General features: G+C 66.2%; 21 protein-coding genes. 10 read left to right on the top strand and 11 right to left on the bottom strand.

Translation table 11 applies throughout. The features are described from left to right. Nucleotides 1-69: 69 nt before the first annotated feature. Nucleotides 70-1,332 carry a fatty acid desaturase family protein gene (locus tag QOH60_RS25665; protein ID WP_526424694.1) on the top strand — a complete coding sequence of 421 codons (1,263 nt, stop codon included), beginning with the start codon at nucleotides 70-72 and terminating at the stop codon, nucleotides 1,330-1,332. Between the two features lie 3 nt (nucleotides 1,333-1,335). Here QOH60_RS25665 and QOH60_RS25660 read toward each other — a convergent pair whose 3' ends face one another. From QOH60_RS25660 to aroA, 4 genes are read right to left on the bottom strand one after another with little or no spacing between them, the layout of a single operon-like run. Continuing rightward, on the bottom strand, nucleotides 1,336-2,613 hold the full coding sequence (locus QOH60_RS25660) for a wax ester/triacylglycerol synthase domain-containing protein (RefSeq protein WP_526424693.1): 1,278 nt from the start codon (nucleotides 2,611-2,613) through the stop codon (nucleotides 1,336-1,338). A gap of 41 nt (nucleotides 2,614-2,654) precedes the next feature. Continuing rightward, on the bottom strand, nucleotides 2,655-3,371 hold the full coding sequence (locus QOH60_RS25655) for an alpha/beta fold hydrolase (RefSeq protein ID WP_526424692.1): 717 nt from the start codon (nucleotides 3,369-3,371) through the stop codon (nucleotides 2,655-2,657). 39 nt (nucleotides 3,372-3,410) lie between these two features. Beyond that, nucleotides 3,411-4,391 carry a ribosome small subunit-dependent GTPase A gene (gene rsgA / locus QOH60_RS25650; protein ID WP_526424691.1) on the bottom strand — a complete coding sequence of 327 codons (981 nt, stop codon included), beginning with the start codon at nucleotides 4,389-4,391 and terminating at the stop codon, nucleotides 3,411-3,413. Further along, on the bottom strand, nucleotides 4,388-5,689 hold the full coding sequence (aroA, locus tag QOH60_RS25645; protein WP_526424721.1) for a 3-phosphoshikimate 1-carboxyvinyltransferase: 1,302 nt from the start codon (nucleotides 5,687-5,689) through the stop codon (nucleotides 4,388-4,390). The genes rsgA and aroA overlap by 4 nt, the downstream gene beginning before the upstream one ends. A 49-nt stretch (nucleotides 5,690-5,738) precedes the next feature. Here aroA and QOH60_RS25640 point away from each other — a divergent pair, with 49 nt between their 5' ends. The 4 genes from QOH60_RS25640 (at nucleotide 5,739) to QOH60_RS25625 (ending at nucleotide 7,970) form a co-directional block, all read left to right on the top strand. Next, complete coding sequence (locus QOH60_RS25640; RefSeq protein WP_526424690.1) at nucleotides 5,739-6,545, top strand: SOS response-associated peptidase; 807 nt, start codon at nucleotides 5,739-5,741, stop codon at nucleotides 6,543-6,545. Nucleotides 6,546-6,644: 99 nt separating this feature from the next. After that, a complete protein-coding gene (locus tag QOH60_RS25635) occupies nucleotides 6,645-6,857 on the top strand; it encodes a hypothetical protein (protein ID WP_526424689.1) in 213 nt (70 codons plus the stop codon). Further along, nucleotides 6,857-7,720 carry an oxygenase MpaB family protein gene (locus QOH60_RS25630; protein ID WP_526424720.1) on the top strand — a complete coding sequence of 288 codons (864 nt, stop codon included), beginning with the start codon at nucleotides 6,857-6,859 and terminating at the stop codon, nucleotides 7,718-7,720. The genes QOH60_RS25635 and QOH60_RS25630 overlap by 1 nt, the downstream gene beginning before the upstream one ends. Nucleotides 7,721-7,730: 10 nt before the next feature. Continuing rightward, nucleotides 7,731-7,970, top strand: coding sequence for a hypothetical protein (locus tag QOH60_RS25625; protein WP_526424688.1), 240 nt, complete (start codon nucleotides 7,731-7,733; stop codon nucleotides 7,968-7,970). On the opposite strand, the gene QOH60_RS25620 is transcribed toward QOH60_RS25625, so the two are convergent. Next, a complete protein-coding gene (locus QOH60_RS25620; RefSeq protein WP_526424687.1) occupies nucleotides 7,955-8,803 on the bottom strand; it encodes an SDR family oxidoreductase in 849 nt (282 codons plus the stop codon). The genes QOH60_RS25625 and QOH60_RS25620 overlap by 16 nt on opposite strands. A 179-nt stretch (nucleotides 8,804-8,982) precedes the next feature. Between QOH60_RS25620 and QOH60_RS25615 the strand changes: the two genes are divergently transcribed. After that, complete coding sequence (locus QOH60_RS25615) at nucleotides 8,983-9,651, top strand: sigma-70 family RNA polymerase sigma factor (protein ID WP_526424719.1); 669 nt, start codon at nucleotides 8,983-8,985, stop codon at nucleotides 9,649-9,651. Then, entirely contained in the window at nucleotides 9,648-9,968 is a 321-nt protein-coding gene (gene rsrA, locus QOH60_RS25610; RefSeq protein ID WP_526424686.1) for a mycothiol system anti-sigma-R factor, read from the top strand. Before QOH60_RS25615 ends, rsrA begins: the two co-directional genes overlap by 4 nt. A gap of 6 nt (nucleotides 9,969-9,974) precedes the next feature. On the opposite strand, the gene QOH60_RS25605 is transcribed toward rsrA, so the two are convergent. Further along, nucleotides 9,975-10,061: a 50S ribosomal protein bL37 gene (locus QOH60_RS25605; RefSeq protein ID WP_526424718.1), complete on the bottom strand. Its 87-nt coding sequence runs from the start codon at nucleotides 10,059-10,061 to the stop codon at nucleotides 9,975-9,977. 82 nt (nucleotides 10,062-10,143) lie between these two features. On the opposite strand from QOH60_RS25605, the gene QOH60_RS25600 reads away from it, so the two are divergent. Next, the gene (locus QOH60_RS25600; protein WP_526424685.1) at nucleotides 10,144-10,359 is read left to right on the top strand and encodes a biotin/lipoyl-binding carrier protein; all 216 of its coding nucleotides are present in this window, start codon (nucleotides 10,144-10,146) and stop codon (nucleotides 10,357-10,359) included. Nucleotides 10,360-10,371: 12 nt separating this feature from the next. Continuing rightward, the gene (pdtaS, locus tag QOH60_RS25595) at nucleotides 10,372-11,838 is read left to right on the top strand and encodes a two-component system sensor histidine kinase PdtaS (protein ID WP_526424684.1); all 1,467 of its coding nucleotides are present in this window, start codon (nucleotides 10,372-10,374) and stop codon (nucleotides 11,836-11,838) included. Nucleotides 11,839-11,890: 52 nt separating this feature from the next. On the opposite strand, the gene QOH60_RS25590 is transcribed toward pdtaS, so the two are convergent. Both QOH60_RS25590 and QOH60_RS25585 read right to left on the bottom strand, forming a co-directional pair. Next, a complete protein-coding gene (locus QOH60_RS25590; protein ID WP_526424683.1) occupies nucleotides 11,891-12,145 on the bottom strand; it encodes a WhiB family transcriptional regulator in 255 nt (84 codons plus the stop codon). Between the two features lie 241 nt (nucleotides 12,146-12,386). Continuing rightward, nucleotides 12,387-13,346: a diacylglycerol/lipid kinase family protein gene (locus QOH60_RS25585; protein ID WP_526424682.1), complete on the bottom strand. Its 960-nt coding sequence runs from the start codon at nucleotides 13,344-13,346 to the stop codon at nucleotides 12,387-12,389. Between the two features lie 32 nt (nucleotides 13,347-13,378). Between QOH60_RS25585 and QOH60_RS25580 the strand changes: the two genes are divergently transcribed. Further along, the gene (locus QOH60_RS25580; RefSeq protein ID WP_526424681.1) at nucleotides 13,379-13,819 is read left to right on the top strand and encodes a hypothetical protein; all 441 of its coding nucleotides are present in this window, start codon (nucleotides 13,379-13,381) and stop codon (nucleotides 13,817-13,819) included. On the opposite strand, the gene QOH60_RS25575 is transcribed toward QOH60_RS25580, so the two are convergent. From QOH60_RS25575 to QOH60_RS25565, 3 genes are read right to left on the bottom strand one after another with little or no spacing between them, the layout of a single operon-like run. Next, nucleotides 13,771-14,250, bottom strand: coding sequence for a GNAT family N-acetyltransferase (locus QOH60_RS25575; protein WP_526424680.1), 480 nt, complete (start codon nucleotides 14,248-14,250; stop codon nucleotides 13,771-13,773). The two genes, QOH60_RS25580 and QOH60_RS25575, sit on opposite strands and share 49 nt — an antisense overlap. Further along, nucleotides 14,247-15,344, bottom strand: a complete 1,098-nt coding sequence (locus QOH60_RS25570; RefSeq protein ID WP_526424679.1) for an isochorismate synthase — start codon at nucleotides 15,342-15,344, stop codon at nucleotides 14,247-14,249. The genes QOH60_RS25575 and QOH60_RS25570 overlap by 4 nt, the downstream gene beginning before the upstream one ends. Further along, a complete protein-coding gene (locus QOH60_RS25565) occupies nucleotides 15,341-15,943 on the bottom strand; it encodes an acid phosphatase (protein ID WP_526424678.1) in 603 nt (200 codons plus the stop codon). The genes QOH60_RS25570 and QOH60_RS25565 overlap by 4 nt, the downstream gene beginning before the upstream one ends. Nucleotides 15,944-15,963: the final 20 nt, after the last annotated feature.

Below are 15,963 nucleotides of genomic sequence, written 5' to 3'. Positions count from 1 at the left end.
TACCGGCTGGTAACCTACGGGACCGTAGGTTACGATAACGTAGGCAGAGACCGAAGGAAGGAGAATGCGATGGCAATAACGGACGTCCCCGCGTTCGCTCACCTCACGGACGCCGACATCGAGAGTCTGGCCGTCGAGCTCGATGCGATTCGACAGGACATCGAGGACTCCCGTGGTGAGCGCGATAGACGCTACATCCGCCGCACGATCGCGGCGCAACGCGGCCTAGAGATCGCCGGCCGGGTAATCCTGGCGGCCAGCTCGAAGCGCTCAGCGTGGTGGGCGGGCAGCGCCACCCTGGGCGTGGCCAAGATCGTCGAGAACATGGAGATCAGCCACAACGTCATGCACGGCCAGTGGGATTGGATGAACGATCCCGAGATTCATTCCTCGTCATGGGAATGGGACATGGGCGGTCCGTCCAAGCACTGGCGGTTCACTCACAACTTCCAGCACCACAAGTACACAAACATCCTCGGGATGGACGACGACGTCGGCTACGGCATGCTGCGCGTCACCCGCGATCAGCGCTGGAAGAAGTTCAACTTCTTCAATCTGCTGTGGAACACGATCCTGGCGATCGGGTTCGAGTGGGGAGTTGCGCTGCAGCACTTGGAGATCGGCAAGCTGTTCAAAGGCAAGGCGAAGCGCGACGCAACCAAGATCCGGCTGCGCGAGGCCGGTGTAAAGGTCGGTAGCCAGCTGTTCAAGGACTACGCCGCCTTTCCCGCGATCACGTCGGTGTCGCCGGGCGCGACGTTCAAATCCACCGCGACCGCGAACGCGTTCGCCAATGTCATCCGCAACGTATGGGCCAACGCCGTGATCTTCTGCGGCCACTTCCCGGACGGCGCTGAAAAATTCACCAAGACCGACATGGCGGGTGAAACCAAGGGCGAGTGGTACCTGCGGCAGATGCTCGGCAGCGCCAACTTCGATTCCGGGCCTGCACTGGGGTTCATGAGTGGCAACCTGTCGTATCAGATTGAGCATCACCTATACCCCGACCTGCCGAGCAATCGGCTCGCGGAGATCTCCGTGCGGGTGCGCCAGGTGTGCGACAAGTACGACCTGCCTTACACCACAGGGCCTTTCCTGGTTCAGTACGGCAAGACGTGGCGCACCATCGCTAAGTTGTCGCTGCCGGACAAGTACCTGAGCGCGACCAAAGACGACGCGCCGGAAACCTGCAGTGAGCAGATGTTCGCGGAGCTCGAACCGGGCTTCGCGGGCACCGACCCGGCGACGGGCCGCCGGCGCGGCCTCAAGTCGGCAATCGCAGCAGTGCGCGACTGGCGGCAGAACCGCCACGAGATCCGCCGCGCCGCCTGACGCCTATCCCAGTGCGGCGGAATGCAACTCCGCATACGAGCGCTCGATGGCCGCGGCCAGTTCCGCGACGTCGGGTAGCGCCAACGGGTCGACGCATAGGCCGATGCCGACATCGGACGCGCAGGAGATCGCCGAGATACGCAAAGCGTGATGCATTGCCGGCTCTGACGACGAGAACAGATGCGTCACACCGCGTTGCGCGACGGCGATCGGCGCCGCCGGTCCCGGCACGTTGGAGATCGCCACGCTGAATTCCTGTGCGCTCGAGGCGAATCGCCGTGCGGCATCGCCGATGGCGCGCACTCGACCCAGCGCATGGAACAGGTCGTAGAGCTCCTTCGCGTCGCCACGGGACTTAGACGCCCTCGTCTGGTCGCTGATGGCGTCGAGTCGCGCGAGCGGATCATCCACGGCCAGCGGCAGATCGACGTTGATGAACGAATCCCGGTTGCCGAGGTTGCTGGCCTTCTCGTCGCGGTGATGGAGACTTACCGGGATCTGTGCGCGCAGCCGTCGGGTGCTCGCCCCACCCGTCGCCCGCCACGTCCGCAACCCGCCGGTGATCACAGCCAGCAGGACGTCGTTCACGGTGGCGTGACGCGGGCGCGAACCACCGATCGCCTTCATCTCGGCCAACGGCGCAACGGTGAACGCCAGCTCGCGCGCAGCGGTGACGGGCAGGTCGAACGGTGATCGCGCGCGGTGCCCCAGTTCCCGCGCAACAACTTCGGGCATCCGCCACATCTCGGTCAGCGTGCCGGTGCGGACCGTCGGCCCCGCGCCCGCACGCGCGGGTGCAACCGGGTGGGCATCCCACAACACCGCGTCGAGGAAACGAACCGCCGCGATCCCGTCGCACATCGCGTGGTGGATGCGGGCCGCGATCGCCTCCCTGCCGTCGGCGAACGGACCGATGACGTCGAACGTCCACAGCGGCCGGGCCCGGTCGAGATGGTTTGACATCAGGCCCCCGACGACTCGCCACATGTCTTCGCGCGTAACGCATTCCGTAGTCGGCACCCGCCTGACATGACTGCGGATGTCGAAGTTGGCTGCCTCTACCCAGCGCGGTTGTGAGGTGGACGTGTCGACGAGTTGCGTCGCGCGTGGCTGGCTCGGCAATCGTTGTGCCACTTCTGCGCGCAGCGCATCGACGTCGAGGGCCTGATCTGACGGCTCCAGGATCATCAACTTGAGGGTGTGACCGAATATCGCCGCTGATTCGACGGCGAGCAGATGGGCGTCGTCGCCGGAAAGCCGGTCAGAATCCCCCGCTGTCACGACGATCAGTCTAGGGCGGGGCACGCTCGCGGAGAGACTCGCTACAACGAGCGCAGTACCTCCGCCACCGCCTCGGGCGTCTCCCATGCAGGCGTGTGGCCAGCGTCAGCGACAGTGACGACGTCCGCTTGCGTGGAGGCGTACCCGCCGAGGGAAGCGAACTCGATCCGCTGGTCCAGCGCGCCGAACACGACCGTCGTCGGCAGGCCGAGCGACCGAACGCGATCGTAGAGAGACTTCTCACCCACAAACGCGTCGACCGCACCGGTGCCGTCGACGAACGTGCGCCACTTCAGCAGGCGCATGTCGTCGACGAAGAACTCGGGAATCTTGTACCCGGGCGCGAATGCCGAACGCAACCCATCGCGGGCGGCGCTGCGCGGCATCGTATGCCAGACGATCGACCCTAAAACCGGTGTGCGAAGGACCTTTTCGCCGCCACGGGATGCGACGCGGCGCGCCTCGACAGACGGTGGTGAGTTGACGAGAACCAGGTGAGTCACGAGGTCGGGGCGGCGCTCGGCGATCGCGGTGGCGGTGCTCCCGCCGAGCGAGTGGCCGACGAGAATCGCCGGCCGCGGTATCTCGGGGATGACGGCGGCCGCGATCTCGTCGACGGTGCGCTTGCCGGGCTGCCCGGCGCGGCTTCCGTGGCCGGGCAGGTCGATTGTGCTGACGTCGAGTCCGTCAAGCAGCGGAACGAGCCGGTCGAATGCGCGTGACGAGTTGGTCAGGCCGTGCAGCAGGACGACGCGCATGGGTCGAAATCTAGTCGCCTCGCGCCAAGAGGGGAGCCGCTACGTTTCGGTCAGCACACGCAACAGCCGGCGTGCCGCCGCGACCCGACGGGCCGCCGGCCCGTCAAGTGTGTCGAGCGCGCATTCGGGATCAGCGGGCGGCCCGAGGTGGCCGCAGCCCCGCGGGCAGGCCTGGATCACCTCGGCGAGGTCGGAGAATGACTGCAGCACATCGTCGGGCTCGATGTGCGCCAGCCCGAACGAGCGGATCCCGGGTGTGTCGATCACCCACCCCGATTCGCCGAACGGAAACGCCACCGACTGCGAGGACGTATGCCGCCCTCTGCCCATCCCCGTGACCGCGCCAGTGGTCCGATCCGCTTCCGGCACAAGCCGATTCACCAACGTCGATTTGCCTACGCCCGAATGACCCAGCAGCACGGTCACTTTGCCCTTCAGCAGCGGTGCGACTGCGTCGAGGGGATCGTCGCGGCCCGCGATCGTCACCGTCAGGTCCAGGTCGGCGAACTCCGCCGCGAACGGCTCGGGCGGTGCGAGGTCCGTCTTGGTCAGGCACAGGATCGGCGTGAGCCCGCCGGTGTAGGCAGCGATCAGTGCGCGGTCGACCAGCCCAGTCCGCGGAGGGGGGTCGGCCAGCGCGATGACCATCAGCAGCTGATCTGCGTTCGCCACCACTACGCGTTCGGTCGGGTCGGTGTCATCTGCGGTGCGCCGCAACACCGTTCGCCGCTCACCGCGCCGCACGATTCGCGCCAACGCGTCCGTGCGCCCTGAGAGGTCGCCGACGATATCGACGTCGTCTCCGACCACGATCGGGGTGCGCCCCAGCTCCCGGGCCCGCATCGCGGTGACCGGTTGTGCGGGGTCACGGTCCAAAACGCATCCCCAGCGGCCGCGGTCGACGGTCACCACCATGGCCGCGCGGGCGTCGGCGTGCTCCGGCCGAGTCTTCGTTCGCGCCCGGGAACCGCGCCCTGCGCGGACCCGGACGTCGGACTCGTCGTAATCGCCGGGCCTCAAGACCCGGGATCCTTGGTCAGCATCTCGGTCCACATCTGCGGGAAGTCCGGCAGCGTCTTGGCGGTGGTCTCGATGTCCTCGACGGCCACATCGGGCACGCGCAGCCCGACGATGGCTCCGGCCGTCGCCATCCGGTGATCGGCATACGAGTGCCATGTGCCGCCGTGCATCGCCGTGGCGGTGATCACGAGCCCGTCGTCGGTCTCGTCGCATGAGCCACCCAGCTCGTTGATCTCGGTGCTCAGCGCCGCCAACCTGTCCGTCTCGTGGCCCCGCAGATGCGCGACGCCTGTCAACCGCGACACCGATCCATGGTCGGCCAGGGCCGCCAGCGCCGCGACCGCCGGGGTCAGTTCGCCGACGTCACGCAGATCGGCGTCAATGCCCCCGTACCCGGCGGGCCCCTGCACCTCGAGATACGAATCAGAGTGCAATACAGCGCAATCCAGCTTGCGTAGCAGGTCGAGGATGTGGTCGGCAGGTTGTGTGCTGACGGCGGGCCACCCGGTTATCCGCACGGCTCCGCCCGTCACCGCGGCGGCGGCGAGGAACGGTACCGCGTTCGACAGGTCCGGCTCGATCCGCCACGTGCGCGCGGCGACGTTCCCCGGCGCGACGTGCCAGCGGTTCTGCCCGGAGTCGACGTCCACACCGGCGTCGCGCAGCATCGCCACGGTCATCGCGATGTGCGGCGCCGAAGGGAGGCTCGCACCGGTGTGGACGACGGTCAGGCCGTTGGCGAAGGCCGCACCCGCGAGCAACAGGCCCGAGACGAACTGCGACGACCCGGACGCGTCGATCTCGACCGTGCCACCGGCCACCGACCCGGCGCCGTGTACGACGAACGGCAGCGCCGAACCGTCGACATCCACGCCCAGTGTGCGCAGCGCGTCCAGCAGTGGCGCGATGGGCCGAACGCGCGCCTGCTCGTCACCGTCGAACCCGACCGCGGTGAGACCGAGCGCGGCAAGCGGCGGCACGAACCTCAGCACTGTGCCGGCAAGACCACAGTCAACGATGGCGCCGGCGCGCGGATCGATCCGCCCGCCGACCCTGACCTCGGTCGCTTCGCCGCCGACATCGAGGCCGAGCGTGCGCAGCGCGCCGATCATCAAATCGGTATCGCGGCTGCATAGCGCGCCGCTGACCGTCGAAGGCCCGTCGCCGAGCGCCGCGAGAACAAGAGCGCGGTTGGTCTGCGACTTCGAGCCCGGAACCGTGACCGTGGCACGCACGGGCGCCATGGCGGTGGGTGCCGGCCACGCTTTATCTTGCTCCTCGCGTCCGCAGGCGTACATGCTCACCGGTCAATCATCGCGTGTCGGCTGCGGATGCCACCATGGAGGCATGTGTGGGCGTTTCGCGGTGACCACCGATCCCAAGTTGCTGGCCGAGAAGATCCAGGCGATCGATGAGGCCACCTCGGCGAAAAAGGATGTGGCAGGCGCTAACTACAACGTTGCGCCTACGACGACGATCAGCGCCGTGGTGCGCCGTCACAGCGAGCCTGACGACGACCCGTCGCGGCGGGTGCGGTTGATGCGGTGGGGACTGGTGCCGCCGTGGGCCAAGGAAGGCGCCGACGGCGCGCCGGAAGGCAAGGGTCCGCTGCTGATCAATGCGCGCGCCGAGAAGGTCACCTCCTCGCCTGCCTTTCGCTCGTCGGCGAAGAGCAAGCGCTGCCTGATCCCGATGGACGGCTGGTACGAATGGCGCCCCAACGGCCAGACCGCTTCGGGGAAGAAGGCGCCCAAGACGCCGTTCTACATGTATGGCTCCGACGGCGAGCTGTTGTTCATGGCCGGGTTGTGGTCGACATGGCGGCCGCAGCTATCTTCTCTTCGCGCAAGCGGCTCATCGCCAGACGCCCCGAAAGACACTGCGCCGCTGCTGAGTTGCACGATCATCACCACGGACGCCGCCGGTCCACTTGCCGACATCCACGACAGGATGCCGCTGACAGTCAGCGCGCCCGATTGGGATCGCTGGCTGGACCCCGATGCGCCCATTGATGAGGGCCTCCTGCGCGGGCACGGCGACCTCGACAGGATCGAGATCCGCGAAGTGTCCAGACTCGTCAACAACATCCGCAACAACGGCCCCGAGCTCATCGAGCCCGCCGGACCCGAACTCGAACAAGCCACGCTGCTATAAGGAATGATCGTTCACATCGAGGCGCGGGTCGGGCTATCCGAGCATGAAACCACGCGAAATGGCCGTCCCACGCCAGAATCATCGTTAACATAACCGGGCATGCGAAAACTCATGGGACTCCAGATGACCATCGCTGAATGGGTCGGAACCGCCGTCATGTTGGCCGTTCCGTATCTCGCGGTGGGGGTGGTGTGGGCGTTGTTCCACACCGAGCACCTGAGAGCCGCCAGCGGATTCCACCAGGCTGTGCTCATCGCAGGAACGATCGCTTCGTGGCCGACACTGCTCATCTCCGGCACGCACTTCGTGTGATGACGGGCACCAACAGAATTCAGATCCGCCGGCGCACTGCGCGCTGGGACACCCCATCGCCTGTCACCGCGTCGGAGGCGCTCGACTTCTGGTCGTTCGCCGCGGGACCGGCGAACGTGGTGATGCAATTGTCGTGGCCCGAGGTGGGATACGGGGTCGCCGAGAGCAAGGTGGACTCGGGCAGCCTGCTCAAACACCCGTGGAAGCGGGCCCGAACGACGCTGCAGTATGTGGCGGTTGCGGTGCTCGGCCGCCCCGAGGACCGGGACGCGCTGCGCGAGGCGGTGAACGGCTCGCACAAGCACGTCAAGTCAGGCCCCGACAGCCCCGTGCCCTACAACGCGTTCGACCGCGAGCTTCAAATGTGGGTAGCGGCATGCCTTTTCGTCGGGCTGGAAGACACCTATCAGCAGCTGCGCGGTGAGATGACGCCAGAGCAGGCCGAGCAGTTCTACCGGTCCGCCTGGACCCTGGGCACCACCCTGCAGGTCACTGAGGACCAGTGGCCGCGCACTCGCGCCGACTTCGACGCGTACTGGGACAACGCGTGTCAGCGGGTGTCGATCGACGACGCAGTCCGCGCCTACCTGCTGAACATGCTGAACCTACGGATGATCAACCCGCTGTTCGGCCTGCCGTTTCGGCCGCTGGTGAAGTTTCTCACCACAGGCTTTCTCGCTCCGGTGTTCCGGGACGCAATGGGGTTGCGGTGGAGCAACTTTCGCCAACGCCAGTTCGAGCGGCTTTTCTTGCTCGTGGCGTTCGCGAATAGGTTCCTGCCGGTGTTCGTCCGTCAGGGCGGCAGCTATCTGCTCCTGGCCGACGTCCGCCGACGGGTGCGCACTCACCGGGCCCTGGTCTGAGGGAGGTGCCGTGCTGCGCCGGGTGCTGGGCTTTCGGGTGAGTGTCGAAGCGATGATCGAGGCCGCTGTGTGGGTCGTGGCCGTCTACGTCATCGTTGGGCTGACGTGGGCGTTCTTCCACGACGAACAAATGCGGTTGCTCCAGACTGGACTGGAGACCAGGCTGCCTGCCGGCTCGGATATCGCGGCGTTTCTGACGATCGGGGCGCTGTGGCCCTGGGAGGTGCTCGGCCTTCAGCTCGCCGTGTAGCCCGGAGGGTAGGGGCTCTCGACCCAGAAGTCCACGCCGAGCTGCGAGCCCGGCACGCAGTCGTAGACCGACAGGTCGGTGACACCCGAGTCCACCAGCACGTCCTCGCAGAGCAGGGTGTTGCCGGTGAATTCGCGGGCTGGCGTGTTCAGCACAACATAGGCGGAATCGGCGTAGACCTCCGGCTTGCGCGACCGGGCCATCGACTCGTCACCGCCGAGCAGGTTCTGCACCGCGGCGGTAGCCACCATCGTGCGCGGCCACAGCGTGTTGGACGCGACTCCCTCGCTGCGCAGCTCCTCGGCGATCCCGAGCGCGCACAGCGTCATCCCGTACTTGGCCATCATGTACGGGGTCGGCTTCAGCCACTTCTTCTCCAGCAGGACCGGCGGAGACAACGTGAGGATGTGCGGGTTGGCCCGGCCGATCATGTGAGGAATGCACGCCTGGGATACGGCGTAGGTGCCGCGCACCTGGATGCCGTTCATGAGGTCGAAGCGCTTCATCGGCACCTCGGTGATCGAACCGAGGTTGATCGCCGACGCGTTGTTCACGCACATGTCGATCCCACCGAACTGCTGCACTGCCTTGGCTACAGAGGCGACGACGAGGTCGGGGTCACGGATGTCGCCGACGATCGGCAGCGCCTGGCCACCGACCTCCTCGATCTCCTTGGCCGCGGTGTAGATCGTGCCCGGGAGCTTGGGATGGGGTTCCGCGGTCTTAGCGATCAGCGCGATATTCGCACCGTCCGCCGCCGCCCGTTTGGCGATCGCGAGGCCGATTCCGCGACTGGCACCGGAGATGAACATGGTTTTGCCGGATAAAGACATGCGTTGACACTAACCGTGGGGAACAACGGGCTGATCGTGTGGTGTTGTTGCATGCAGTCGGATACTTGTCAGTCCGCGGTTCTACGATTGCTGAAGGAGTCTGAGTGGCGACGACGTGCCTTGAACGGCCGGTGTCCATGCCGGCGGTGCACATCGACGGCGCATGGGAAAGGACCGCAATGACCGACCTCGACGGTTGGGGAGCGTCCGACGGCGCTGCGGACGGCGCTGCCGCGCCGGAGCAGGAGCCCCGCCAGGAGAGCGACGCTGAGCTGACCGCGCGCTTTGAACGCGACGCGATCCCGTTGATCGACCAGCTCTACGGCGGCGCGCTGCGGATGACCCGCAACCCCGCTGATGCCGAAGATCTGCTGCAGGAAACCATGGTCAAGGCCTACGCAGGGTTCCGGTCCTTCAAAGAGGGCACCAACCTCAAGGCGTGGCTGTACCGGATCCTGACCAACACCTATATCAACAGCTATCGCAAGCGGCAGCGCCAGCCTGCGGAGTATCCCACCGAGGAGATCACCGACTGGCAGCTGGCGGCCAACGCCGAGCATTCGTCGACCGGGCTGCGCTCCGCGGAGGTCGAGGCGCTCGAGGGGCTGCCCGACACCGAAATCAAGGCGGCTTTGCAGGCCCTGCCGGAGGAGTTCCGGATGGCCGTGTACTACGCGGACGTCGAGGGCTTTCCGTACAAAGAGATCGCCGAGATCATGGATACTCCCATCGGGACCGTGATGTCCCGGTTGCACCGCGGGCGTCGCCAATTGCGCGACTTGCTTTCGGATGTGGCCAGGGAACGCGGATTCGTGCGTGGGAAAGCCGCAGAGGAGGTGTCGTCGTGACAGGCGATGACCGTTCTCCCGCAGAGCAGCAGAACAGCGAATTTCGCCCGCCGGTAGGCCCGGTGGATCCCGAACACCCCGAGTGCGCTGCCGTGATGGCCGAGGTATGGACGCTGCTGGACGGCGAATGCACCGCCGAGACGCGCGACAAACTGCAACACCACCTCGACGAGTGCCCGGGGTGTCTGCGTTACTACGGCGTCGAAGAGAAGATCAAGGTGCTTATCGCCCGCAAGTGCGGCGGCGAGAAGGCGCCCGAAAGCCTGCGTCAGCGGCTCATGCTGGAAATCAGCCGAACGACCATCATCAAATACTGAGGAGCGCTACTTCTTGGCTCCGGCGTTGGGCCGTTTGCCGTGGTTTGCCTTCGAGTACTTGCGGTCGCGCTTCTTACGGCCACGCTTGGCCATGTCTTCCTCCTTGGGACTCGCGTCCATCCTCTCATGACGGTTTGTGGTTCGATGAAGGGCAAAGCTAACGAACGGGGTAGTGATGGCCGAGGACGTTCGCGCGGAGATCGTCGCCAGCGTGCTGGAGGTCGTTGTGAACGAGGGCGATCACGTCGGCGAGGGTGACACCCTGGTGCTGCTCGAGTCCATGAAGATGGAAATCCCCGTGCACGCCGAGAAGGCAGGCACTGTCACCCAGGTGAAGGTCGCCGTCGGCGACGTGATCAAGGCCGGCGACCTGATCGCCGTCATAGACTAACCGTCCCACGCGATGTCCACTCTCGGTGAACTCCTCGCCGAGCACACTGTCCTGCCGGGCGAGGCCGTCGACCACCTGCATGCGCTCGTCGGGGAGTGGCAGTTGCTCGCCGACCTGTCGTTCGCCGACTACCTGATGTGGGTCCGCCGTGATGACGACGTGGTCGTCTGCGTCGCGCAGTGCCGCCCCAACACATCGCCGACGGTCCTGGCCAGCGATGCGGTCGGGACCATCGCCGCGCCGCACCAGCGGCAGTTGCTCGCCGCCGCGTTCGAGTCGGGAACGATCGGCAACACCGATCTGTCCGAAGGGATCCAGGCGGTTCCGGTGCGCCACGCCGACGCGGTGGTCGCGGTGCTGACGCATCAGACCGCGGTGGCCCGCCTCAACTCGAGCCCGCTCGAGGCCGCGTACCTGGACTGTGCGGGCGACCTTCTGCAGATGCTCTCGGAGGGCACGTTTCCCAACGTCGGCGATCTTCCGGTGTCGCGCTCTAGCCCGCGGGTAGGGGACGGCTTCATCAGGCTGGACGTCAAAGGCAACGTGGTGTTCGCCAGCCCGAACGCGATCTCGGCCTACCACCGGATGGGCCTGGCGTCCGAGCTGGAGGGCCACAACCTCGTCATGGTGACGCGGCCGCTGATCTCCGACCCGTTCGAGGCGCACGAGCTGGCCGAACACGTCCGCGACTCGCTCACGGGTGGCTCGAGCATGCGGTTGGAGGTCGACGCCGGCGGGGCGGCCGTTTTGCTGCGGACGCTTCCGCTCGGGGTGCGGGGCGAGTCGGTGGGCGCGGTGGTGCTGATCCGCGACGTGACGGAAATCAAGCGCCGCGACCGCGCGCTGCTGTCCAAGGATGCGACGATCCGCGAAATCCACCACCGGGTGAAGAACAACCTGCAGACGGTAGCCGCGTTGCTGCGGCTACAGGCCCGCCGAACCGCCAATCCCGAAGGTCACCTTGCACTGATCGAATCGGTGCGACGGGTGTCCTCCATCGCGTTGGTTCACGACGCGCTGTCGATGTCGGTGGACGAAGAGGTCAACCTCGACGAGGTCGTGGACCGGATCCTGCCGATCATGAGCGACCTGGCAGGCGTGGACACCCATGTCCGCGTCACGAGGGTCGGGACGCTCGGTGTGCTCGACTCCGACCGTGCGACCGCGCTGATCATGGTGATCACCGAGCTGGTGCAGAACGCGATCGAGCATGCCTTCGGCTCGCCGGGAAGCCACGGAAGCGTGACGATCCGCGCTGAACGCTCTGCGCGATGGCTCGACGTGGTGGTGCATGACGACGGCCGCGGCCTACCACCGGAGTTCAGCCTGGAAAGCTCCGACCGACTCGGATTACAGATCGTCAGGACCCTGGTGTCGACGGAATTGGACGGCTCCCTGACCATGCTCGACGCCGACGGCGGTGGCACTGACGTGGTGTTACGCGTACCGATCGGGAGACGCGTACGGAGCGCACAGTAAGCGGGCGTGAGGAACCCGGCGCGAAATTGCCGCGCCCGCGCCTATAGAACCGTCAGACCGAGCTGCGGGCCCGTGTCCGCGCATTGCGCCGCTTGAGCGCGCGACGTTCGTCCTCGCTCATGCCGCCCCAGACACCGGCATCCTGACCGGAATCCAGAGCCCACCCCAGGCACTCGGTGGTGACGGGGCAGCGGTTGCAGACCAATTTCGCCTCCGCGATCTGGGCAAGCGCAGGCCCGCTGTTCCCCACGGGGAAGAACAGCTCCGGATCCTCGTCGCGACAGACCGCCTTGTGGCGCCAATCCATGTAACTACTCCTTGCTGCGTGCGCGCGCAGGCGCACAGGTTTCTTCGGCTGTTAATGCGTGCCGCAAAATGTTTCGGCACTGTTGCAATCGATCGTTTCATAGGCTCAACAGATGTCAAGGGTCCTCGTTAACTGGTGGGCAATCTCACTCGTCGAATCCGTTCTCAGAACCTCTACCCGTTTGTACTAAACTCGAACAACCCGCACCCAAAATTTACACACCGACGCCTGTCGCTGCTGGTCAGCGACCTTTTGGTGGGGGAGCGACCACGGCCAAGGCGTTTGGGACAGCGGTGAACGTCATTTCGCGGCGTGGTCCTGCGTAATCCCCGTCGATCTGGCAGGCGATAGGTGTGTTCGAGGTCACACGCACCCATGGGACGTCGTCCTCGCGGATCAGGTGCTTGAACTGCAACCGGGGTCGTTTGGAGAACATCTGGCGGACCAGCCGCAGGTTGGCGATCACGTTCATGCTGGTGGTCGCGAACACGCCGATACCGGTTTCGAAGGTCGTGGTCGGGTTGGTCCAGATCGGGCGCTTACCGGCGTACGTCCACGGGCTCGCGTTCGAGACGGACACCAGATGGACGCCCTCGATCGGCTCCCGTCCCGGGAGTTGCAGCGTCATCGCCGGATCTCGCCGTGCGCCTCGCACCACCACCGGTACCGCGGTGCGGATATAGCGGCCCGAGGTCACCTTGCGGCCCTTCTCGCGCTGAGCTTCGACCGCGGCCACCACCTCGCCGTCCGCGCCCATTCCCGCGGTGAACACCGCCCAGCGTTCGCTGCAATCCATCAGGCCGATTCGTCGCCAATTCCCGTGGCGCTGATGCGCCCCGAGCAGGTCGACGAGCTGGTTTGTGGCTTCGACGGGATCAGGGCTGATTCCGAGGGAGCGCGCGAACACGTTGGCCGACCCGCCGGGGACCACCCCGACGGCCGGTGCTTCCCTGCCGACGGGTAGCTCCGGTGCGCCGAGCAGTCCGTTGACCACCTCGTTCACCGTGCCGTCGCCGCCGTGCACGATCACCACCTCCACGCCGGCCATGGCAGCTGCCCGTGCGATTTCGATCGCGTGCCCGCGGTGGTTGGTGTGCTCCACCGTGAGGTGAGTGCGGCTTTCCAGCGCGTGCGCCAGGAGATCGCGCCCCGCCGGTGTGGTTGAGGTCGCGTTCGGGTTGACGATCAGCACCGCGCGCACGAGGCAAGAGCCTATCGGCGCGTGTCTACGCTGTGGCTGTGCCCGGTCCAATCCCACCCGTTGTGCGCGGCTCCGGGGTGGTGGTGCTCCTCGAAGGGGTCCTTGCGATCCTGTACGCGATCGCACTGGTGATCGCCGGCATCCGCGGCGCCGATGCCAAGGTCGCCTACGGCACGGCCGGGTTGCTGTTGCTTGTCGGCGCGGTGGTTTCGGCCGCGGGCAGGGCGCTATGGCAAGGCAAGCACTGGGGACGCGGTGTCGCGGTGTTCACTCAGCTGCTGCTGCTGCCGATCGCGTACTACATGTTCTCCGGCTCGCACCGTCCGGAGCTCGGCGTGCCACTGGGCGCGGTCGCGGTGCTGACGCTTGCACTGCTTTTCAGCCCGCCGGCGCTCAGATGGGCTTCCGGTCAACCGGATTCGGCTCAACCCGATTCAGCGAAGTCGGACAGCGCCGACCCCGATATCCGGTAACTGATCCAATCGGACAACGGCTTGCCGCCGACTGCGTCGTAGAGTCCGATCGCGTCAGCGTTCCAATCCAGGACGGCCCACGTCAGCCGGGTATAGCCGGCGGCGACACACTCTGCGGCCAGCGTCCTGAGCAGCTCCCTCGCGAGTCCGCGGCGCCGAAATGCCGGACGTACGAACAGATCCTCGAGGTAGATCCCGGGGACACCTTCCCAGGTCGAGAAGCTGAGGAACCACACGGCGCCAGCCGCGAACTGCCCGTCCACTTCGGCAACATGCGCGTATGCGGTGGGTTGAGGATCGAAAAGCGCTGTGCGCATCTGGTTTTCGGTGACAGTGCAGTGCTCTACGGCGCGCTCGAACGTCGCGAGTTCGTAGATCATTGCCGTCAACTCGACCTCGTCGCCGGGACGTGCCCGCCTGATGACCGTCATATCGGAACCCCCAACGCATGAAGGATTGTCTTGAACTTGGTTGTCGTCTCTGCGATTTCGTCGCTCACGTCGGAGTCGGCGACGATTCCGCCGCCCGAGTAGACGCGCGCGCGAAGGCGGTCGGCCGACAGCTCGGCGCAACGAATCGATACCACCCAGCGGCCGTCCCCGTTGCGGTCGCACCATCCGGTGGCGCCCGCGTAGAACCCGCGGTCGCCCTCCAGGGCCGCGATCATCGCCGCGGCGGCGTCGCCGGGAACGCCCCCCACCGCAGGGGTGGGATGCAGCGCCAACGCCAGGTCCAGTGCCGTTGTCGATGTGTCACGCAACGACCCGACGATCGGTGTGCTCAAGTGCCAGAGCGCGGCAGTGCTGTCCAACTGCGGTACGGACGCGACGTGAAGGTCGGCGCAGAACCCGTCGAGAACCGCCGACATCTCGTCGACCACGAGTGCGTGCTCGAGCCGGTTCTTGGTCGATTCGAGCAGCGCCGCGCCGTTGGCCTGATCGGTCGCCGGGTCGGCCGAGCGCGGCGCCGACCCCGCGAACGGTTGGCAAGTCACCTTGTCACCGGTGCGTGAGACCAGCAGCTCGGGCGTTGCTCCCACCAGCGCCCGTCCCGCGTACCCGCCGCCTGCCGCTGTCAGGTCGGCGAGGTAGCTGTATGCGGCCGGGTCAGCGGCCGCAAGCCGGCCTAGCACCGTGGTGGCATCGAGCGGTCCGTCGAATGCCACGTCGAGCGCCCGGGCAAGCACCACCTTGCGCAGACCGCCGCCCGGATCGCGCAGCGCGGCAAGTGCGCGCGCTATTCGTTCGCCGTGCTCGTCCGGCGTCGGGACCGTCGCTGCGATTCGGGCCGACGGCAATGCCTGGCGCGGCAGGTGGGGCAGCGCGTCACTGAACCCGTATGCCTGCGGCGTCATCAGCGCCGACGGACTCGACACGTCGAAAGGCAAGGCGCCCAATATGATTGGTTCCTCACCCGACGCGAGCGCGGCACGGGCGGCGTCGATGCCGGGGTAGGCGGCCCGCAGGCCGTGCGCAACGAGCGTTCCGCCGGGACCACTGAGTACGAACGACGGTGCGTCGCTCATGTCGCGCGCGGATGCCCTGTGATTCCCAACCCGGTGATCTGGCGGATGCCGTGCTCGAAACCGCACATCGCGATCGCCGCCGCCGGCATGGCGAACCGTATCCCTTCGTACACGGGCAGCTCGACCCAGCGCGTCAACACCGTGCGCGAGAAATGGCCGTGGCCGACGAAGATGACGTCGCGGGATTCCATGTGCTGCAACGCGATTGCGATAGCACGATCGGCACGCTGAAGTACGTCGGCAGTGGTTTCGCCACCCGGGCAGCCGTGCGTCCATACCAGCCAGTTGGGCACGGTCTTGCGGATTTCCTCGGTGGTCTTGCCCTCGTAGTCTCCGTAGTCCCATTCCGTGATCAGCGGCGAGACCTCGTCGACGGACAGCCCCGCAAGCTCGGCGGTCACCTGAGCGCGTTTGCGCGGGCTGGACATCACGTAGGGGTTGTTCAGCTTCAGGTCCGCCAGCGTCTCGCCCGCGGCCTTGGCCTGTTCGCGCCCGTTCTCGGTGAGGTCGAGCTCGGTACGGCTGGTGTGCTTCCCCGACAACGACCACTCGGTTTCGCCGTGCCGCACCAACAGCAATCGATGCTGGGTCAGACTCACCGGGATGATTCTGCCTCACA

This window comes from Mycobacterium sp. (genome assembly GCF_032159765.1).
In the GTDB taxonomy this organism is placed as follows: domain Bacteria; phylum Actinomycetota; class Actinomycetes; order Mycobacteriales; family Mycobacteriaceae; genus Mycobacterium.
Note: the sequence above shows the minus strand (reverse complement) of the source record. Positions and strands in the feature narration are given on the sequence as shown.